This is a genomic window from Candidatus Macondimonas diazotrophica (assembly GCF_004684205.1).
GTDB classification, from domain to species: Bacteria; Pseudomonadota; Gammaproteobacteria; order UBA5335; family UBA5335; genus Macondimonas; species Macondimonas diazotrophica.
On the sequence record NZ_SRIO01000008.1, the window covers coordinates 77,496 to 98,669 of the forward strand.

16 protein-coding genes are annotated in these 21,174 nt (G+C 65.1%); 7 read left to right on the plus strand and 9 right to left on the minus strand.

Features of this window, described 5'->3' with window-relative positions:
* Positions 1-7: 7 nt before the first annotated feature.
* Entirely contained in the window at positions 8-2,020 is a 2,013-nt protein-coding gene (locus tag E4680_RS07680; protein WP_135281822.1) for a UvrD-helicase domain-containing protein, read from the minus strand.
* Between the two features lie 180 nt (positions 2,021-2,200).
* Entirely contained in the window at positions 2,201-4,441 is a 2,241-nt protein-coding gene (glgX, locus tag E4680_RS07685; protein ID WP_135281823.1) for a glycogen debranching protein GlgX, read from the minus strand.
* A gap of 231 nt (positions 4,442-4,672) precedes the next feature.
* Between glgX and E4680_RS07690 the strand changes: the two genes are divergently transcribed.
* Both E4680_RS07690 and E4680_RS07695 read left to right on the plus strand, forming a co-directional pair.
* On the plus strand, positions 4,673-5,287 hold the full coding sequence (locus E4680_RS07690; protein WP_135281824.1) for a histidine phosphatase family protein: 615 nt from the start codon (positions 4,673-4,675) through the stop codon (positions 5,285-5,287).
* Entirely contained in the window at positions 5,280-6,023 is a 744-nt protein-coding gene (locus E4680_RS07695) for an adenosylcobinamide-GDP ribazoletransferase (protein WP_135281825.1), read from the plus strand. Before E4680_RS07690 ends, E4680_RS07695 begins: the two co-directional genes overlap by 8 nt.
* Before the next feature lie 84 nt (positions 6,024-6,107).
* On the opposite strand, the gene E4680_RS07700 is transcribed toward E4680_RS07695, so the two are convergent.
* The 4 genes from E4680_RS07700 to E4680_RS07715 form a co-directional block, all read right to left on the minus strand.
* Positions 6,108-7,595, minus strand: coding sequence for an AAA family ATPase (locus E4680_RS07700; RefSeq protein ID WP_135281826.1), 1,488 nt, complete (start codon positions 7,593-7,595; stop codon positions 6,108-6,110).
* An 84-nt stretch (positions 7,596-7,679) separates the two neighbouring features.
* Complete coding sequence (gene cimA / locus E4680_RS07705) at positions 7,680-9,260, minus strand: citramalate synthase (protein WP_135281827.1); 1,581 nt, start codon at positions 9,258-9,260, stop codon at positions 7,680-7,682.
* 78 nt (positions 9,261-9,338) lie between these two features.
* On the minus strand, positions 9,339-10,073 hold the full coding sequence (locus E4680_RS07710) for a phosphoadenylyl-sulfate reductase (RefSeq protein WP_135281828.1): 735 nt from the start codon (positions 10,071-10,073) through the stop codon (positions 9,339-9,341).
* A gap of 226 nt (positions 10,074-10,299) precedes the next feature.
* The gene (locus E4680_RS07715; RefSeq protein WP_135281829.1) at positions 10,300-11,511 is read right to left on the minus strand and encodes an argininosuccinate synthase; all 1,212 of its coding nucleotides are present in this window, start codon (positions 11,509-11,511) and stop codon (positions 10,300-10,302) included.
* A 169-nt stretch (positions 11,512-11,680) separates the two neighbouring features.
* On the opposite strand from E4680_RS07715, the gene galE reads away from it, so the two are divergent.
* Positions 11,681-12,697 (plus strand): UDP-glucose 4-epimerase GalE, encoded by a 1,017-nt coding sequence (gene galE / locus E4680_RS07720; RefSeq protein ID WP_135281830.1) that lies wholly within the window; start codon positions 11,681-11,683, stop codon positions 12,695-12,697.
* A gap of 364 nt (positions 12,698-13,061) precedes the next feature.
* Here the strand turns inward: galE and E4680_RS07725 are convergent, their stop codons facing one another.
* Positions 13,062-14,204, minus strand: coding sequence for a glycosyltransferase family 4 protein (locus E4680_RS07725; RefSeq protein WP_135281831.1), 1,143 nt, complete (start codon positions 14,202-14,204; stop codon positions 13,062-13,064).
* A gap of 91 nt (positions 14,205-14,295) precedes the next feature.
* On the opposite strand from E4680_RS07725, the gene E4680_RS07730 reads away from it, so the two are divergent.
* From E4680_RS07730 to E4680_RS07745, 4 genes are all read left to right on the plus strand, one after another.
* Entirely contained in the window at positions 14,296-15,204 is a 909-nt protein-coding gene (locus E4680_RS07730; protein ID WP_135281832.1) for a glycosyltransferase family 2 protein, read from the plus strand.
* Positions 15,201-16,163, plus strand: a complete 963-nt coding sequence (locus E4680_RS07735) for a glycosyltransferase family 2 protein (protein WP_205688818.1) — start codon at positions 15,201-15,203, stop codon at positions 16,161-16,163. Before E4680_RS07730 ends, E4680_RS07735 begins: the two co-directional genes overlap by 4 nt.
* On the plus strand, positions 16,160-17,233 hold the full coding sequence (locus tag E4680_RS07740) for a glycosyltransferase family 4 protein (RefSeq protein WP_135281833.1): 1,074 nt from the start codon (positions 16,160-16,162) through the stop codon (positions 17,231-17,233). The genes E4680_RS07735 and E4680_RS07740 overlap by 4 nt, the downstream gene beginning before the upstream one ends.
* Positions 17,234-17,384: 151 nt before the next feature.
* A complete protein-coding gene (locus tag E4680_RS07745) occupies positions 17,385-20,069 on the plus strand; it encodes a response regulator (protein ID WP_135281834.1) in 2,685 nt (894 codons plus the stop codon).
* Here the strand turns inward: E4680_RS07745 and acpS are convergent.
* On the minus strand, positions 20,039-20,425 hold the full coding sequence (gene acpS, locus E4680_RS07750; RefSeq protein ID WP_135281835.1) for a holo-ACP synthase: 387 nt from the start codon (positions 20,423-20,425) through the stop codon (positions 20,039-20,041). The two genes, E4680_RS07745 and acpS, sit on opposite strands and share 31 nt — an antisense overlap.
* Positions 20,422-21,168, minus strand: coding sequence for a pyridoxine 5'-phosphate synthase (gene pdxJ / locus E4680_RS07755; RefSeq protein ID WP_135281836.1), 747 nt, complete (start codon positions 21,166-21,168; stop codon positions 20,422-20,424). Before pdxJ ends, acpS begins: the two co-directional genes overlap by 4 nt.
* Positions 21,169-21,174 lie beyond the last annotated feature (6 nt).

Genomic DNA, 21,174 nt, shown 5'->3' on the forward strand with positions numbered 1-21,174 from the left:
ACAAGCATCAATCCTCCCGCGCCAGCATTTCCCGCAAGGCGTCCAGATGGGCGCGGCCGCGGGCCTGACGCGCCGCAGGGTCGTCGGCCTGACCGGGGCGCTCCCAATCGAGCACCTCGGCGGGAAGCTCAGACAGAAACCGGCTGGGCTCCCGCTCGGCCTCCTCGCCACCGGTCCGCCGCCTTGCGGCATAAGTCAGCGTCAATGTCCGGCGGGCGCGGGTGATGCCGACATAGGCCAACCGCCGCTCTTCCTCGAGCGTGCCGGCGTCCAGACTATTGCGATGGGGCAGCAGCTCCTCCTCCATCCCCACCAGATACACATGATCGAATTCCAGCCCCTTGGCGCTGTGCAGCGTCAGCAGCTGCACTTCGTCCGCATCAGCTTCCTCCTGCCGGTCGAGCATGCCGACCAGACTGATGTGCGCGAGCAGCTTCTCCAGCGTCGCCTCGTCTTCCCAGCGCGTCTGCAGGCGCGTGAACCAGTCCACCAACTCGCGCACGTTCTTCTGGCGCTTTTCCACCACGCGCGTGTTCTTGTCACTTTCCGCGAGCCAGTTCAGGTAATCGATGCCGTCCAGCAAGCGCTTGAGACAGGTCGGCGCATCTTCCTCATGCGCGATGCGCTGCATCCGTGCCATCCACTCGGCAAAGGTGCGCAGACGCTCGGCTGCCCGCTCCGGCAGGTGCTGCAGCAGCCCCATCTCGCTGGCGGCCGTCAGCAGGCTGACCCCGCGACCATGTGCATAGCCGGCGAGCTTCTCCAGCGTGCCGGCGCCGATCTCGCGCCGCGGAACGTTGACGATGCGCAGGAAGGCCGCGTCATCATCGGGATTCTGCAGCAGGCGCAGATAGGCCAGCAGATCGCGCACCTCAGCCGCTTCGAAGAACGAGGTGCCCCCGGTAATCCGATAGGGCAGCTGATGTTCACGCAAAGCGCGCTCGAACGGCCGGGCCTGGTGATTGCTGCGGTAGAGAATCGCGTAATCGGCATAGCGGGTGCGGTGGCGCAAATGGTGCTGGAGCAATTCGCCGACCACCCGCCGCACCTCGTCATCGGCATCCTCGCAGGCGAGCACGCGCAACCGCTCACCGTCGCCGAGCCGACTCCACAAACGCTTCTCGAACAGATGGTCGTTCTGGGCAATGAGCGTATTCGCCGCCTTGAGGATATAGCCGGTCGAACGGTAGTTCTGCTCCAGCTTGATCACCCTGAGCTGCGGAAAATCCTGTTGCAGGCGGTGGAGGTTCTCCGGCCGCGCGCCGCGCCAGGCATAAATCGACTGGTCGTCATCGCCCACCACGGTGAAACGCGCCATCGGCCCAACCAGCCACTGCAGCATCTGGTACTGAGCCGCGTTGGTGTCCTGATACTCGTCCACCAGCAGGTGATACACCCGATTCTGCCAGCGCTCGCGCAGACCGGGGTCTTCGCCGAGCAGGCGCACCGGCAATGCAATGAGATCGTCGAAATCGACTGCGTTGTAGGCGCGCAAGTGTCGCTCGTAATCGCCATAGAGACGCGCCGCCCGCAGGGCTTCCTCGTCCTCGGCGGTCGACAGGGCCGCCGCCGGCGAGACCAGTTCGCTCTTGAGTGCCGAGACACGCTGCTGCAGGCGTTGCAGTTCGGCATCGCCGACATCATTGTCCTGTCGGGTCAACTCGCGCAGCAGGGTGCGCACATCCCCGGTATCGAAGATGGAAAATCCGGCCTTGAGCCCGGCCGCCCGCGTTTCCTGCTGCAACAGACGCAGACCCAGACTGTGGAAGGTGCTGATCCAAGGCGGGCACGCCGGCCGGGTCCGCAGCAGGGCGTTGACCCGATCACGCATCTCCCGCGCCGCCTTGTTGGTAAAGGTGACCGCCATCACCTCGCGCTTCGAGCGCACGGGCTGCGCCAGTAGATACGCGATCTTGCGGGTGATCACCCCGGTCTTGCCGCTGCCGGCACCGGCCAGCACCAGCAGAGGGCTATCCAGATGATGCACGGCATCGTGCTGTTCGGGATTCAGGCGGGACATGGGTAAACCGGAAAGCGCACGGGCTGGCGGGGCAGCCTAACACCGCCCGCATCGCTCGAAAAGTGCCGTCTACCGACCGCATGCGATCGGGGACACACTCGACATCCGGATGCCGTGCTCGGCTTACGCGGCTATCGGCACGGGCCGATGGACCCGGTGATCACTCACCGTGTCGCGGGCTCATCCGGGCTTGAAACTTGCGCCGGACTTGCGCCGACTCAAATCAAGTGCGGCATGACCCTGCGCAGAACGTGCGGTCGCATAACTATCATGCCCCATGAGCTCGAACAACAGAAAGGAACGCGCCGTGACCTGATAGGATTTTCCAAAGACAAAGTCCGCGCGTATCTGCTCACACGGCGGGAGATGGGTATCGATCATCCGCTGCCAGGCGATCCCCCCAGCCACTTCCGGCAAGTGGAAAACGACCGGCTCATAGTGTGCGTTGAACACCATCAGCAAGGTCGCATCGTGACCCCGCTGGCGTATCCCCGTTACCTGCGCACGGCCGTCGAGCACTGCGCCGAAGCATTTCATGGCACCATCATCCCAATGCTCGACCTGCATTTCGCCGCCGGCGGCATTGATCCAGGTGACGTCCTTGATCCCCAGTTCTTCACTGTAGGCGCCGGTCAGAAAGCGGCTGCGCCGCAGGATGTGATAGCGGTGGCGCAAGCGGGTGAGCATCTTGACGAATTCGAGCAACGACTCACCCTTGCCGTCCAGCGCCCAATCCAGCCAGGTGATCTCATTGTCCTGGCAATAGGCATTGTTGTTCCCATGCTGGGTCCGGCCAAATTCATCGCCGGCGAGCAGCATCGGTGTTCCCTGCGACAACAGGAGCGTGGCCAGCATGTTGCGCATCTGCCGCTCGCGCAACGCGTTGACCGCCTCATCGTCGGTGGGCCCCTCGATCCCACAGTTCCAGGACCGGTTGTCCGACGCCCCATCCTGGTTGTTTTCGCCATTGGCCTCGTTGTGCTTGTCGTTGTAGGTCACCAGATCATTCAGGGTAAAACCATCATGCGCCGTGATGAAATTCACCGAGGCCCAAGGACGACGCCCCTGATAATTGAACATATCGCCCGAGGCACAAAGACGGGGCGCCAACGCGGCAGCGGAAGCCTCACCGCGCCAGTAATCTCGCACCGTATCGCGAAACTGGTCATTCCACTCGCCCCAGCCGGGCGGGAACGCACCGACCTGATACCCCCCCGGTCCACAGTCCCAGGGCTCGGCGATCAGCTTCACGGCGCGCAAGGTCGGATCCTGGCTGCAGGCCTTGAGAAAGCCGCTTTGATTGTCGAAGCCGTTCGGCTCGCGCGCGAGGATGGTGCCGAGGTCGAAACGGAAGCCGTCGACATGGGTCTGCTCCACCCAGTAGCGCAGGGAATCCATCACCATCTGCATGACGCGGGCGTGGCTTACGTTGAGCGTGTTGCCGGTCCCCGTATCGTTGATGTAATAGCGAGGCTGATCGGGCAGCAGGCGGTAGTAACTGGCATTGTCGATGCCCTTGAAGGATAGGGTCGGCCCCTTTTCGTTGCCTTCGGCCGTATGGTTGTAGACCACATCCAGAATCACCTCCAGACCGGCTTCATGGAACCGCGCAACCATCTCCTTGAATTCCCTAAGGGTCTGCTCGGGCTCGTAGGCATAACGGGTATCGGGCGCAAAAAAGCCAATGGAGTTGTAGCCCCAGTAATTGGTCAGGCCCTTTTCGAGCAGATGGTTGTCGTTGATGAAGGTGTGAATGGGCAGCAGTTCGACAGATGTCACGCCCAGCGTTTTGATGTAATCAAGCACCTCAGGAACGACCAGGCCGCCATAAGTTCCCCGCAGATGCTCGGGAACGGCGGGGTGACGCCGGGTATAGCCCCGCACATGCAGCTCGTAGATCACCGTCTGGTCAGCCGGCACCAAAGGTTTGCCATACTGCGACCGGAAGGTCCGGCCCGGTTGGCCATTCCAATCGAAATCGGGGTCGACGACGACGCACTTGGGCATGAACGGCGCACTGTCGCGCTCATCGAACGTCAGATCGTCTCCGGTCTCCATCCGGTAACCGAAAAGCGCAGGATTCCAGATCAGGGCGCCGGTATGCCCACAGGCATAAGGATCCAGCAGCAGCTTGTGGGGATTGAAGCGATGACCCGCATCGGGATCGTAGGGGCCATGGACACGATAGCCGTAAACCGTGCCCGGTCCGATGCCGGGCAGATAACCGTGCCAGATCTGGTCGGTATGCTCGGGCAGCTCAACGCGGGTGAGTTCCTGCTTGCCCTTCGCATCGAACAGACAGAGTTCCACCTTGGTGGCATGCGCCGAAAACAGCGCGAAATTGGTACCCTTGCCATCCCAGGTCGCGCCACAGGGAAACGGAAGTCCTTCCTTGATATCGATCGACTTGGATTTGTTCATCGTTTTCGCACCTGGATGAAGATATTGAGGACACTCACGAATCCATGCCCGCCAGCAGACCGGCCCAGCAGATCAGCGGGATAAACGGCGTGAACCGGAACAGCGAGATTGGGGCGCATCGGTGTGGCGGATGTCCCCGATCGCAGATGAGACCGGAAAAGGACGTCTGCGGTTCACGCTTTTGGCGTTGAGATCGCATCGCCGCCCACCGCATGCCATCGGAGGATCAAGATGCTCACGGACGATCATACCCGCGGTGTACACCTGACGCTGCTGCGCCATGGTGAACCCCAAGGCGGGGCGCTGTATCGGGGACGCCGCGACGATCCGTTGAGCCCGGCCGGCTGGACCCAGCTGCAGGCGGCAACGGCCCAGCCCACCCGCTGGTGCGGCATCGTCACCTCGCCGCTGCAGCGCTGCGCGGCGTTTGCGCAGACCCTGGGCGAGGAGCGCGACATTCCCGTCTACCTCGAACCCCGCCTCCAGGAACTGGATTTCGGCCGCTGGGAAGGGCGGACTGCCGAGGTCATCCTGGCTGAGGATCACGCGCAGCTGACCGCGTTCTGGAGCGACCCGGTGCGACATCCGCCGCCGCAAGGGGAAACGATGGAAGCGTTTGCCGAACGCATCAACGCGGCCTTTGTGGACTGGCAAGAACGCATGCGCACGGGCCCGTGGCTTTGGGTCGTTCACGGCGGCGTGATCCGGGTCCTGCTGACCCAGTTGCTGGGCATGCCGCTCGAGCACTTGCTGCGAATCGAGGTGCCCTATGCCTGTCGATCGACCGTGATCCTGGGCGATGGGGCGCCGCGCCTACTGGCCCACGGCGCCCTCGTCAATGAATGACTTGCGCCTGGCCCTCGGTTTCCTCACGCGTCTGCCGGTCCGCGCCACAGACCACGGATCCGCGGCCGTGGGACGCTCACTCGCCTGGTATCCGCTCGCCGGCGCGCTGATCGGCGCCTTGCTCGCAGCGGCCGCAGGCCTGCTTGCGCTCGGCTTTCCCGCCGCGCCGGGCGTCGGTGCGGCCCTGGTGGTGACGCTCTGGGTCTGGTTGAGTGGGGGACTGCATCTGGATGGATTGGCCGATACCGCCGATGCGGCGGCTGCGGGGGGCGATCGGTCCCGTCACCTTGCCATCATGAAGGATCCGCGCTCGGGACCGGCGGGTGTGGTCGCCGTCGTTCTGCTGCTGCTCACCAAGTACGCCGCCCTGGCCAGCCTGCTGGAAGCCGGCCGTGCCGCAAGCGCGCTACTGATCGCACCCATCATCGGCCGCGCTCTGGTGGTCGCCGCCTTTCTGACCACGCCCTATGTGCGTGCGGGTGGCCTGGGAGACGCGCTTGCACACCAGCATTCGCGCAGCACCTGCCAGGCCGCACTTGGCCTCTCGCTGCTGGCGATCCTTGCCCTGGGCGGCACCGCCGGCGCGCTGAGCCTGCTGCTCGCCGGCGCCTGCTTCGGGCTTTGGCGGCGCTGGAACCTGCGTCGATTGGGTGGCTTTACCGGTGATCCCGCCGGTGCCTTGGTGGAGACGAGCGAAGCGCTGGTCCTGATCGCCGGTGCCACGCTGCTGCGATGACGTCGAACCGATCAAGGCTGCGGGACGCGGCGTAGGTCCACATCCATAGCCTCGGACTGACCGGCCTCGGGCCCGGCCAAGGGCTCAATCCGCCGGGACCGTGCGCCCCTGCGCCCAATCACGAAGCGCCTGCACCGACTCGGCCATGACCTGGGCGAGCGGCCGCGTTCCGGCAATGGCTCGCGCCATGTCGTCCTGGCGCGCCGAGCGCTCCGCGGCAGCCGCGCCGTAACAGGCCGAGACCACGGCCTGCTCGATCTCGGCGCCGGAGAAACCCTCGCTGACCCGAGCCAGTTCAGCACAGTCGAAGCCCGCCGGGTCAAGTGCACGCTTGCGCAGCTGGATTGCGAAGATGTCCGCCCGCACCGCGGCATCGGGCAGATCGACGAAAAAGATCTCGTCCAACCGCCCCTTGCGCATCAGTTCAGGGGGAAGCTGCTCGATCGCGTTGGCGGTGGCGGCGACGAACACCGCGGCCGACCGTTCGGCGAGCCAGGTAAGCAGGGTGCCGAGCATGCGCCGCGAGGTGCCGCCATCGTCCCCGCCGCTCGCCAGCGCCTTTTCGATCTCGTCGATCCACAGCACGCAGGGCGCCATGTGTTCGGCCAGGTCAAGGGCGCTGCGCAGATTGCGTTCGGACTCGCCGTAATACTTGTTGTAGAGCGTGCCCATGTCGAGCCGCAGCAGGGGAACGCCCCAGGCCCCAGCGACCGCGCGCGCCGCCAGGCTCTTGCCGCTGCCCTGCACGCCCAGCAGCAGCACCCCGCGCGGCGGTGGCAGACCGGCGGAAAAGCCGCGGCCGAGAAAAGCGGCCTGCCGCTCGGCCAGCCAGGCCTTGAAGCGCCGCAGACCACCCACATCATCGGGACGCGCCGTTTCGAGTTCAAAGTGCACCGCGCCGGACAAATCGAGCAATTCGAATCGCGCCTTGTTGAGGCGCGGCAGGTCGGCCTCGGTGAGCGCACCGTCATCCCAGATCGCGCTACGCACCAGCCGCCGGGCATCCTGTTCGGGTACGCCGCGCAGGTTCTGGATGATCCGTTGCAATTGGCGTCGGCCACTGCGCACCCGCGCCCCGCGATGGGCGGCGCTCCAGGATTGTGCTTCCTCGCGCACCAGCCGCTCCAGCGCGGCGGCGTCCGGCAGACGCATCACGAAGCGCGCAGAAAGCCGGTGCAGTTCCTCAGGCAACTCGCAGCGTGGCCCGACCAGCAGCAGATGCAGAGGGCGCGGCAAGCGCTGCTGGGCGATGTCGCGCAGCAGCCGCACCATGAGCGGGGCATCGGCCAGGTAAGGATGAAAATCAAACAGGACATACAGACCCGCTGCAGCCGCTTCGCGGATGTGTGTCAATACACCCTCCGGCTTGCGCGTCCCTACGATCGGGGGCGTTTCCGGATCGGCCGGCTCGCGCCGCAGGCCGGCCGTGGCGCTCCAGCTGAACATCGTCCAATCGCGCGCGATGGCCAATCGCGTCACCAGCTCCAAGACACGCTGCTCCTCGTGGGTTTCGATCACCACCAGCGGCACACCGCTGTCGAGGATCAACCCCAGGTCGCGCACATCCGGCATGTCGCCCATCCCTCCGCCATCTTGGCCTGCCTTGCCTATCGGCCGCGACCGGCGAGGTCTGGAGCGAAGGGCGCGTCCGGCAGATCAAGCGGCGTAGAGCTTGTAGGCCACCGCGTCGGAAAGCGCCTGCCAGGAGGCCTCGATTACATTGCTCGAGACGCCGACCGTGGTCCAGCGCCGTCCGGAACCGTCGGTGCTTTCGATCATGACGCGGATCAACGCATCAGTGCCGGCACCGGCACCCAGAATGCGCACCTTGTAGTCCACCAGATGCATGTCGACCAATACCGGATAGGCGACCAGCAGCGCCTTGCGCAAGGCGCGGTCGAGCGCATTCACCGGGCCGTTGCCCTCGGCCACCGTCATGTGCAGCTCGCCGTCCACGCGCACCTTCATGGTCGCCTCGGCGAGGGTGAAGGGCGCGCCGGTCTCGGTCATGCGCCGCTCGTCCATCACCCGGTAGCTGACCAGTTCGAAGGGCGGCGTCAGATTCTCCAGCTCACGGCGCGCCAGAAGTTCGAAACTCGCCTCGGCACCGTCATAGGTGTAGCCGATGAATTCGCGTTCCTTGACCAGCCGTACCAGCCGGTCGATACGCGGGTCGCTTGCCTCGATCGTCATCCCCACTTCCTTCAGCAGAGAGAGCACGTTGGAGCGGCCGGCCTGATCGGAGACGAGAATCTTGCGGGCGTTGCCCACATCCTCGGGCTGGACATGCTCATAGCTGCGGGCATCTTTCTCCACCGCCGAGACGTGCAGCCCCCCCTTGTGCGCGAAGGCGTTCTCGCCGACGTAGGGCGCATGGCGGTTGTGGGCGCGGTTGAGTCGCTCATCCACCACGCGCGAAACGTGGGTGAGATGGCGCAGATCCTCGCGGCTGAGCGCGGTTTCATAGCCCATCTTGAGCATTAGGGTCGGCAGCAGCGATACCAGATTGGCGTTGCCGCAGCGCTCACCCAGGCCGTTGAGCGTACCTTGCACTTGGCGCACACCGGCCCGTACGGCAGCCAGGCTGTTGGCCACCGCGTTACCGGTATCGTCATGGCAGTGGATGCCGAGCCGTTCGCCCGGAACACGCGCCGCGACTTCGCGCGTGATGGCTTCCACCTCATGCGGCAGGCTGCCGCCGTTGGTATCGCACAAGACCGCCCAGCGGGCGCCGGCGTTCAGTGCCGCTTCGATGCAGCGCAAGGCAAAATCGGGATTGGCCTTATAACCATCGAAGAAATGCTCGGCGTCGAACATCACCTCCGCGACGCGGGTGCGGGCGAAGGTGACGCTGTCGGCGATCATCTCGAGGTTCTCGGCAAGCGTGCTACGCAGGGCGACCTCGACGTGAAAGTCCCAGGTCTTGCCCACCATGCAGACCACCGGGGCGCCACTGCCCAGGATCCGCATCAACCCGGCATCGTCCTCCGGGCGGCGACCCGGCCGGCGCGTCATGCCGAAGGCGCTCAGACGGGCCCGAAGCAGCGTGGGCGCGGCGGCGAAGAAGGCGTCATCGGTGGGATTGGCGCCTGGCCAGCCGCCCTCGACATAATCGATGCCCAGACCGTCGAGCTCATGGGCAATGGCAATCTTGTCACCGACGGTGAAATCGACCCCCTGGGTCTGTTGGCCGTCGCGCAGGGTGCTGTCGTAGAGATAGATGCGATTGGCGCTCAAGGAACACTCCGGCAGATCGGATGCCCCGAGCGGCATTGATCGGGGCAAACCTCGATTATAGCCGCCAAGCCCTCGGCGTCACGCCCGCTCGTGCAGGCCGCATTCCCGCTTGAGCCCGAAAAAGCGCGTATCTTCCTCGGTCATCCCCTCGCCCAGCGGGCGCGTGGTATGCACATCGCCGATGGACACATAGCCCTTGTGCCACAGCGGATGATACGGCAACTCATGACGGGTCATGTACAGATAGATGTCGCGATCGGTCCAATCGACGAGCGGATGCACCTTGGTCCGACCATTCTGGCGGGCCAGTACCTGCAGATGCTGTCGACTGGCCGACTGCTGGCGCCGCAAGCCGGCGATCCACGCTTTCGCCCCGAGCTCCCGCAGAGCCCGCTGCATCGGCTCGACCTTGTTCATCTCGTTGTAGCGGTCCAGGCCTTCGACGCCCTGCTCCCACAGCCGGCCGAAGCGCGCCTCCTGCCATGCCGGGCTCAGTTCCGCACGATAGACCTTGAGATTGAGCTCAAGGCGTTCGGTCAGCGCGTCGATGTAGCGATAGGTTTCCGGAAACAGATAGCCGGTATCGACCAGGATCACCGGAATATCCGGCCGCTGGCGGGTGACCAGATGCAGACAGACCGCCGCCTGCGCCCCGAAGCTGGAGGTCAGGACAACGGATGAACCGAAGCGCTCGAGCGCCCAGGCCACCCGATCCTCGGCAGACGCCTGAGCCAGCGCCGGATTGACCTCATCGAGATCAACCGCGTGGTTGGGGGAATGGGAAAATGTCTGGACCGCATTGGATACGGACATGGCAGGCCTCTTGGGAGATTACCGTCCGAGCCGGATAGGACTTCGAGCGTCTAAGCTACCAATGCCTGCTTAGCTTATAAAGGAATCAATTTCTCTATATTAAGCCAGAAATGTAATAAGAATGACCCCGGAACATGGGCGACCTGCGCCGGGGCCAGCCGCCAGCTCGGCGCCACACAGCCGAGCCAGCCGCCCAGGATGCAGAATCACGCTAGCGCGGCACCCTTCAGCCGGAACCGTTCCGCCGTGCACCGATCGCCAGGCGCAAACCGTTGAGGCGGATGAATCCGGCAGCATCAGCTTGGTTGTAGGCACCGGCATCATCCTCGAAGGTCGCGATGCGTGCATCGAACAGGCTGTCAGGAGACTGCCGGCCGGCCACCGTCACATTGCCCTTGTAGAGCCGCAAACGCACGCGCCCGTTGACGCGCTCCTGGGTCGCATCGATTGCGGCCTGAAGCATGCGCCGCTCGGGACTCCACCAGTAACCGTTGTAGATGAGGCTGGCGTAGCGCGGCATCAGCTCATCTTTCAAATGGGCTTCCTCGCGATCCAGCGTCAGCGACTCGAGCGCGCGATGGGCCTTGAGCAGGATCGTGCCGCCCGGCGTCTCATAGCATCCGCGCGATTTCATGCCCACATAGCGATTCTCCACGATGTCGGCGCGGCCGACCCCGTGAGCGCCGCCGATCTGGTTCAGATAGGCCAGCGCAGCGGCCGGTGAATAGGGCTGTCCATCGATGGCGACCAGATCGCCCCGCTCGAAATCGAGTTCGATGGACTGCGGCGCGTCGGGTGCCTGTTCGGGCGCCACCGACCAGCGCCACATGGACTCCTCGGGCTCCGCCCAGGGATCCTCCAGAACCCCCCCTTCATAGGAGATGTGCAACAGATTCGCGTCCATCGAGTAGGGACTCTTCTTGCCCTGCCGATCGACGGGAATGCCATGCCGATCGGCATAAGCCAACAGCGTCTCGCGGCTGCTCAGATCCCACTCGCGCCAGGGCGCGATGACGCGCAGGGATGGCTGAAGCGCCAGAACGCCGAGCTCGAAACGCACCTGATCGTTGCCCTTGCCCGTCGCGCCATGGGCCACGGCATCGGCGCCCACTTCGGTCGCGATCTCGACCAGCCGCTTCGCGATCAGCGGCCGGGCAATGGAGGTGCCCAGAAGATATTCGCCCTCATAAAGGGTGTTGGCGCGAAACATGGGGAAGACGAAATCCCGCACGAATTCCTCGCGCAGATCATCGATATAAACTTCCTTGACGCCCATCAAACCGGCTTTCGCCCGTGCCGGTGCAAGCTCCTCACCTTGGCCAAGGTCGGCCGTGAAGGTCACCACTTCGCAGTGGTAGTGTTCCTGAAGCCACTTGAGGATCACGGAGGTATCGAGCCCCCCCGAATAGGCCAAGACCACTTTGCGGATTGTCGACATGTTGCCCTCGTTGATTCAGCAGAACCGCGGCGTTCGGCCGGATCCGACCACAGGGCTGCAATGCTAGCAAAAAGCGTGTACTCCGCGCAGGGGATCCGCATTGGGAGCTGCCGATGCTATCCTTCCACCACCAAAACACAGGGCTCCGGAATCAAGGCAACGGGCATTCATGGCAAAAATGGTTTTGATTACCGGCGGTGCCGGGTATATCGGCAGCCATGTGGCACGTCAGCTTGGTCAGCGCGGCGAGTCCCTGATCATTCTGGACGATCTGTCGACCGGTCACCTCGACAATGTGCAGCATGGGCAGCTGGTGGTAGGCGACGCCGGGAACCGCGAACTGCTGGACGACCTACTGAGTCGCCATCCCATCGATACGGTGCTCCACTTCGCCGCCCGAACCAGCGTCCCGGATTCGGTCCGTCTTCCGCTTGAGTACTACGACACCAATACCTGCCTCATGCACACCTTGCTCTCGGCCTGCGCCAGGGCCGGTATCCAGCATTTCATGTTCTCTTCCACCGCCGCGGTCTATGCCTTGCCGGCCCTGCATCTCCCAGCCACCGAACAGAGTCCGACCGCGCCCAACAATCCCTATGGCCGATCCAAGCTGATGGCGGAATGGATGCTGCGCGATCTCTGCGCAATGACCCCCATGCGCTACGCCATCCTGCGCTATTTCAACGTCGCCGGCAGCGCCGCAGGCGCCGGCCTCGGCCCACGCGGCCTGCAGGCCGGTCAGCTCATCAAGGTGGCGTGCGAGACCGCGTTGGGGCGGCGGCCGTTCGTGGAGGTGTTCGGCACCGACTACGACACCCCCGACGGGACCGGGATTCGCGACTACATTCACGTCGAGGATCTTGCCGACGCCCATGTACTCGCGCTGGACTATCTGCGTGCGCAAGGCGAGTCGGTGACCCTCAACTGTGGCTATGGGCAAGGCCGCAGTGTGCGCGAAGTGCTGGCCGCCGTCGGCGCCGCCAGCGGCCGCACGATTCCCACCGTCAACCGGCCGCGACGCCCGGGAGATCTGCCGCGCATGGTGGCCGACTCCCACCGTTTGCGCGGGCTGCTGCAGTGGACGCCGCGCCACGCCGACCTGGCTACCATCGTCCGCAGCGCGCTGGACTGGGAACAGGCGCAGCCGAACCCGAGCGAACCGGCCAGCATCAGCCACACCGGCTAAGCAGCGACACGCTGCCCGATGACCCCGAGCCTTCCATCGCCGATGCACGCCGAATGGATGTCGTGACACCGCCGCGAGATGCCCTGCTACCACCCGAACGACCGCGTCGAGCGCATCGAACCAGATCAGTGGATTGAGCAGACACCGCCCCCCGCCGCGAGCCGCCGGGCTGCGCTTACCCCGCTCTTTGTGACGGTTCAGCCGAAACCCAGGCCCACAGCCAAGGCCGCGCCGACCCGACCACCACAGACGCCCACCTGGAGCGATGGCCAGGCCGCATCGATTCGCAACCCCGTCGAACGCGTCTCCAGGGCCACCGCATAGTTCTGCCCGCCCGGATCGCCCGCCGCGTTCCCGCAGCGGTTCAGCTCGTCAATGCCGCATAGACCGCGAGCGTCTCCTCCACCACATGCGCTTCGGTGAACTGCGCAAGTACCCGCGCACGGCCAGCCTGACCCATCCCGCCGCAGCGCGCCGGATCATCGAGCAGGGTCGTCACGGCATGGGCCAACGCGCCCGCATCGCGCGGCGGAACGAGCAGTCCGTTGACGCCGTCCTGGACGATTTCACGACACCCCGGACGATCGGCCGCAATCAGCGCGCAGCCGCAAGCGGCCGCTTCGATCAGGATGCGCGGGACGCCCTCCCCATAGGCCGTCGGAAGGCAGACGATGTCGGTCGCGGCCAGAATCTCCGGCATATCCTCTCGATATCCCCACCACTGCACGACGCCTTCGGCATGCCAGGCGGCGAGTTCCGATTCGCGATGGCTGTCCGGGTTGCCGGGGTCCGGCAGGCCCAGCAGCACGAACTCCGCCGCGATGCCGGCGGCCTTCAATCGGCGCGCGGCTTCGACGAACTCCAACACGCCCTTGTCGCGCAGCATGCGCGAGGCCAGCACCACGCGCGGAGGCGATGCTCCAGCGCGCTGCCCGGGCCGAAACTGGTCCGGATCGACACCGGACCCCAGCACAACGCGGGTCTTATCGGCAGCAATCATCGATTCGGCCACGAAAAAGTCCCGATCATCCGGGTTCTGGAAAATGGCGCGGCACGAGCCGCCGCCCAATGCCAACCGGTAGGCCTGCCGCACCCCACCGCGCAGCATTCGTCCCTTCAACCCGGGCGCTGTCGTGAACACATAGCCGCGCCCTGGAATGGTGGCCACATACGGTGCGCCACCCGTCAGACGCGCCACCATTCCACCGTAGAGAACGGGCTTGATGGTGACCAGATGAATCAATGTCGGCTGCACCTGCCGGTAGAGCCGGCCGAGCGCCCAGAGACTACCCAGCTCGTGCGCGGGCGCCATGCCGCGGCGGGACAGCGTGAATGGATGAAAAGTGATCCGTTCCGCCTCCAACCTCCCACGCAACGCGGCATCGACAGGAGGCGCCGCCAGATGGACGTCCCAGCCCGCGTTGCGCGCGGCGCGCGCCACCGCCAGCCGATGGGACAGAAAATAGGGCACCGCGTTGTGCACATACAGCAGCCGCCGACCGGGCATGATTCCCTCCCCCTGGCAAACCGCGGATTCTAATCCAGTCACAGGCCGGGTCCACGCGGTAACATAGCGACTTTTCCGGTCGGATAAGCCCGTGCCCCCTCGTGTCAGCGTCGTGCTTCCCACTTACAACCGCGCCGGCGTCCTCGGCCGCGCGGTGCGCAGCGTACTCGCGCAAAGCGCGCCCGATCTCGAGCTCATCGTGGTGGATGACGCCTCCACCGATGATACGCCCCGCGTCCTGGCCGACTTCGACGACCCGCGCCTGCACGTGCTGCGCCACCACGTCCGGAGCGGCGGGGCGGCGGCGCGCAATACCGGGCTCGCCGCCGCACGCGCCGATTGGGTGGCCTTCCAGGACAGCGACGATGAGTGGCTGCTCGACAAGCTCGCGCGCCAGCTCGACGTGGCCGCGCAGGATCCCGCGCTGGGCGCGGTCTACTGCGCCTTCGTGCGCATCAACGGCAATCGCATCACGCGCACGCCAAGCCCGAAGGTGAAACGGCGTGCGGGCTGGTTGCATGCCGACATCCTGCGCGACAGCTTCATCAGCACCCAGACCCTCTTGGTGCGGCGCGTGGCGCTGGACGCGGCGGGCGGATTCGACGCCGAGTTGCCGCGCTTCCAGGACTGGGAGCTGATGATGCGCCTGAGCCGCGAGCATCCGGTCGGCTGCGTGGATGAACCGCTGGTGATCGTGCACACCCTGCCCGATGCCATCACTGCCGATGCCGCTGCGCGGCTGCGCGCCCGGACACGCATCGTCGAACGGCACGCCCACTGGCTCACCGATTACCCGCGTACTCTGGCCGAGCATCTCTACGCCGTCGGCCACCTGCACGCCCTGGCCGGCGATACGGCCACGGCGCGACATTGGCTGCACCGTGCGGTCGCGACCGATCGCGGTTTCCTTAAAGCCTGGGCCGCCCTGGCCCTGACCGGCCTCGGCACCACGGGCTATGCGCAGGCGGCGCGGCTGCGCGGACAGTGGCGCGAAGCATGACGGTCGCGGCCACACCGACCCTCGCCATCGTCATCGTGAACTGGAATGCCGGCCCGCAACTGCGTGCCTGTCTTCAGGCCGTCGCCGCCGCCGATCAGACCCGGTTCAGCCTGAAGCGGGTGGTGGTTGTCGACAATGCCTCGACCGATGACTCGCTGATCGATCTGCCTGACGACGCCCTGCCGCTGCTCGTCGTCCGCAACGCCGACAATCGTGGCTTCGGCGCGGCGTGTAACCAGGGTGCCCGACTGTGCTCGGCCGACTTTCTGCTCTTTCTGAACCCCGACACGCAGGTGGAAGCGGATGCCCTCGGTCGGGCCGTTGCCCATCTATGCAGCACCGACGGAGCCCCGGCGGGCGTGTGTGGCGCCCATCTGCTGGATGCGCACGGTCGCACCCATCGCCATTGTGCCCGTCAGGCCACACCACGGCGACTGCTAGCCCACCTCAGCGGCATCGATCGCCTGGCCCCCTGGACCAGCGGCTATCTGATGCGGCGCTGGGACCATGCCGAGAGCCGCACGGTCGATCACGTAATGGGGGCGTTCTACCTCATCCGGCGCCCGCTCTTCGATGCACTCGGCGGCTTTGACGAACGCTTCTTCGTCTACCTGGAAGACCTGGACCTATCCGAGCGGGTGCGCCAGGCCGGCTGGGCCATCCATTACCGTGCCGATGTGCGCGTGTTCCATAAGGGCGGTGGCACCTCCGAACAAATCAAGGCGCGCCGGCTCTACTACAGCCTGAATAGCCGCCTGCGCTATGCACGCAAACACTTCAACCCGCTTGAAGCCGCCGGCATCTGGGCCGGAACGCTCCTGCTCGAGCCACCGCTGAGGCTGGGACAAGCCTTGGCGCGCGGTTCCACGGATCAGGCCAGCGAAACGCTGCAGGCCTACCGCTGGCTGCTGCGCGACCTGCCCGCCTGCTGGCACCCGCCCGGCACGCCCGTCCAATGAAGGTCCTGCTGCTCAGCCGCTATGGCCGCCAGGGCGCCAGCACCCGGCTGCGCGCTCTGCAGTATCTGCCGCATCTCGCAAGCGATGGCATCGACGTCGCGTGGGCGCCGCTGCTGGACGATGCCTATCTCGAGGCGCTCTATGGTGCCGGACGGCGGCCGTGGCCTCAGGTCGCGCGGGCCTATGTCACGCGCCTGATGCGATTGCTGCGCGCGCGGGATTTCGATCTGCTGTGGATCGAAAAGGAGCTGTTCCCCATGCTGCCGGCCACCCTCGAACGCCTCTTGGCGGCAGCCGGGGTAGGCTATGTCGTCGATTACGACGATGCCCTGTTTCACAACTACGACCTGCACCGCCGCGCCCTCGTGCGCCGCTTCATGGGGCGCAAGATCGACCGCGTCATGGCCGGGGCGCGACTGGTGATCGCCGGCAATGACTATCTGGCCGCGCGCGCCGAAAACGCGGGCGCCCGCTGGATCGAGCACCTGCCGACGGTGATCGATCTCGATCGCTATCCCGCCCGTCTCGATGCGCCCGCAACGCATGTTCGCCCCTTCACCATCGGCTGGATCGGTTCGCCCCACACCGCCGACTATCTCGCCGCCGTCGCCGAGCCCCTGCGCCAGCTATTGGCCTGCGGCGATGCGCGCCTGGTGCTCATCGGTGCCGGCCGCGCCGCGCCGGCGGATCTGCCGGCCGAGGTTCGGCCGTGGGCGGAAGCAGACGAGGTCAGGGACATCGGCGAATTCGATGTCGGCATCATGCCGCTGCCCGATGCGCCGTGGGAACGGGGCAAGTGTGGTTACAAGCTGATCCAGTACATGGCCTGCGCCAAGCCCGTGGTGGCCTCGCCCGTCGGGGTGAACCATCAGCTGGTGGCGTCGGGCGTCAACGGCTATCTGGCAACGACGGCAGGCGAATGGCAGCAAGCGCTGGCGCATCTGCGCGCAGACCGCGCGCTCGGGCAGCGCCTGGGCGAGGCCGGTCGTGCCCAGATCGTCGACCGTTATTGCCTGCAGGTAACGGCGCCGCGCCTGGCCGCGCTGCTGCGCCGCGCCGCCGGTTCGTGAGTCATCCCCACGAAGGGCCGGGTTTCTCTACAATGAACACTGAAGACACTGGTTTGAACGGCGCTCAATCCGGTTGAATACCGGCTGGAGCCGCGCCGGACCGGTCACCTTTCGTTGCGGCTCGCACCCGCAGGTTTTGTGGAGATGATCCGTGTTCAAGCGCTGGGGCATTCGGGACCGCATGCTGCTGATGGCGCTGGTTCCGCCGACGCTCATCGCCCTTATCCTGGGCTTTTATGTGATCAATCTGCGCATTCAGGAGCTCGCCCAGATCCATCAGGAGAAGGGAGAGGCCCTGACCCGGCAGATGGTTCCCATGGCTCGCCATGCGTTGCTCACCGGGGATACGACGCTGCTCGCGGGCCAGATCGCGGTGATGCTCGAAACACCGAGCGTTGTCGATGTGATCATCACCAATCGTCGGGGCGAAACGCTGCTGCGTCGCAGCCGGCCGATGGAACCGCTTGCGACCGAAAACGACTCTCGGTTCAGTCGCTGGCTGCGCGATCGTGATCAGGACCAGACCCTGTTCGCCCGCACCATTGCGACCCAGGACGATGCCGACGATGTCCTGGGCGAAGTGACCATCCGCCTGTCGCGAACCCTGACCCGAATGCGGCAGATGGAGGTGCTTTTCAATGGATCCCTGATCATCGGTGTGGGACTGCTGATCAGCTATTTTCTGGCGCTCAGCACCAGTCGCGACATCGTGGTGCCCGTGTTGCGGCTGACCCGGGCCGTACGCAGCTTCCGGCGCGGCCAGCTCACCCGGCGCGTTCCAGAAGTGTCAGGCGGCGAATTGGGCACCTTGGAACGCGGCATCAACGCCATGGCTGACGCCCTCCTCGCCACCCGCCAGGATCTGCAGGGCCAGATCTATCAGTCCAACGCCGAACTGCGTACCACCCTCGAGGAGCTCGAAGTCAAGAACGTCGAGCTGGATCTGGCGCGGCGCCGCGCCGAGGAGGCCAGTCGCGTCAAGTCGCGCTTTCTGGCCAACATGAGCCACGAAATCCGTACGCCCGTCAACGGGATTCTGGGCTTCGCGCGGCTTCTGGCCGATCAGCCTCTTCCCCCGGAATCGCATGAATACACCCAGATCATCCGACAATCGGCGGACAATCTGCTGGGCATCATCGAGGACATCCTGGACTTTTCCCGTATCGAGGCCGGCAAGCTCAGCCTGCACCCGATGGACTTCAACCTGCACCGCCTGCTCGAGGATGTCACCGGCCTTTTGGCACCCATTGCCTTTGAAAAAGGCCTGGAATTGGTGCCTCTGGTCTACCGCGATGTCCCAGAACAGGTTCACGGAGACGCGCAACGGGTGCGCCAGGTCCTCACCAATCTGATTGGCAATGCCATCAAGTTCACGCTGTACGGCCAGATCACGGTGCGCGCCATGCTCGAGGATGACACGGCACACGGGCCGGTCATCCGCTTCACGGTGACGGATACCGGCATTGGCATCGAGCCACGCCAGCAACAGCAGATTTTCCAGCCGTTCACCCAAGTCGATGCCCGTACCACCCGCCAGTTCGGTGGAACAGGTCTTGGCCTGTTCATTTCCGAGCGGCTGGTCCGCGCCATGGACGGACAGATCGGCGTCGACAGCGCACCGGGCAAGGGTTCGGCGTTCTGGTTCACCATCCCCTTCGCATCATCCCACAGCGCGCATATCGGCGAGCCAGCAGCGCCGTCGCTGGGCGGACGGCGGGTACTGGTCTGGGATGGTTTTCCCCTGAGTCGGCTGGCCCTGCGCCATCGGCTGGAAAGCTGGGGGCTGACCGTTGAAGAGGCCGAAACGCCCCGACAGCTGCTGGAACGCGCCCAGACCCATCCGGCGCTGATCGTGGTGGGGCTGTCGGTACAAGACCTGCTGCTGTCGGAAGTCACCAGCCAATTTGAGGCGCTCAAAGCCAGTGGCTGCGACACTGTGGCACTGATCAATTCCCTTGATCCGGCGCAACATGCACAGATTCGCGCTGCAGGGGCCGTAGCCTGCCTGCCCAAGTTATTGCATCGTCAGGAACTGTATGCCCGCCTATGCCAGTTGCTGACCCCCGATAGTCCGTGCAACCTGGTTTCCGAACCTCCTGCCGAACCCGATGGCAATCTGGTTGGCTATCAGCTACTGGTCGCCGATGACAATCGCATCAACCTGCGACTGCTCGCCACACTGCTGCGTCGCAACGGTGCCCAAGTGGAGGAATTCAGCGACGGACAGGGTGCCGTCGCAGCGTTCAGCCGGCATGACTATGCTGCCGTGCTGCTGGACGTGCATATGCCCATCATGAGTGGTCTGGATGCGGTTCGCGCCATGCGCCGGCTTGAAGTCGCCGGCCGCCGAACGCCGATTCTTGCGGTAACAGCGAACGCCGTGCCCGAGGACTGGGCCACCTTTCGAGAAGCCGGCATGGACGACTGCCTGGTCAAGCCGGTCGACGAAAACCAACTGCTGGCGCTTCTCGCACACCACGGAATCGGCCAATACCCCACGCCCGAACCGGATCCCGGCTCCTCACCCCTGAGCGATGCCGGTCTGTGGACGCTGTTGCAGGAAGACCTGTCCGAACAGCGCCTTGAGCTGATCAATGCCCATCAAGCGGCCGATCGTGAACGCCTGCGTTCCATTGCGCACAAGATCCATGGTTCGGCCGCCTTCTGCCGTCTGCCCGCGCTCAAGTCCGCGGCCAGCGCACTGGAAAATCAATTGGGCCGTCAGAACACGGGTTCAATCGATGGGGAACTGGTTCAGCAGCTGGCGCAAGCCATCACCACCACCCTGGCCAGCCTGCCCGCGTCTCAATCCGCGGCACCCCATAGCACGGCGTAGGCGACCGCATACGCCCGTTCGTCGCTGATGCTGAGCAGCATGTGGGTTCCGCCCTGCCGCGCCATACAGCGCGCGGCAGCGTCGTGCAGGCGCACACCGGGTCCGCCGCGCACATCGTGCACCACCTCGATCTGCCCGGGTCCGATGCCCTCCCGGAACCCGGTTCCGAGCGCCTTGGCCACTGCCTCCTTGGCGGCAAACCGACGTGCCAGAATCCGCGCCGGATCGCTGGCGGCAGCATAGTCCGCCCATTCGCCTGCATTCAGGATACGCCGGGCAAACCGTTCGCCGCGTCGATCGAGCGCAGCGCGCAGACGCGCCACCGCGACGATGTCGGTGCCGATACCCAGGATCACCCCCGGCGCGCCTCGCGCATCAACCGCTTCATTTCACGGACCGCTTCGGCCATGCCGGTCAGAACAGCCCGTGCCACGATCGCGTGACCAATGTTGAGCTCGGCGATCGGTGCGATGGCGGCAATCGGTTCGACATTGACGTAGTTCAGCCCGTGTCCGGCATGGACCACCAGCCCATTCTGCGCCGCCAGGTCCGCTGCGGTCGCGAGGCGCGCGAGCTCGCGCGCCCGCTCGGCCGGGGTGGTGGCCTCGGCGTAAGCGCCGGTATGCAGCTCGACGGCGACGGCGCCGGTCCGCAGGCTTGCCGCAATCTGCTCGGGGTCCGGGTCGATGAACAGCGCCACCGTGATCCCGGCCGCGGCAAGCCGGCCGCACGATTCGGCGATCTCCTCCTCGCGCGCCCGAACATCCAATCCACCTTCGGTGGTGAGTTCCTCGCGCCGTTCCGGAACGAGGCAACAGGCCTGCGGCGCCAACTCGACCGCCAGATTCACCATCTCCGCCGTCACCGCCATCTCCAGATTCAGACGCGTCTGGACCAGGGTTCGCAACAGGCGGACATCGCGGTCCTGGATATGGCGCCGATCCTCACGCAAATGCACGGTAATGCTGTCGGCCCCCGCCTGCTCGGCCAGAAATGCCGCCTGAACCGGATCGGGATAGACCGTGCGCCGCGCCTGACGCAGCGTCGCAACGTGATCGATGTTCACGCCCAGAGCGGGCGGGGAAGCCAAAAGGTGCATGTCAGG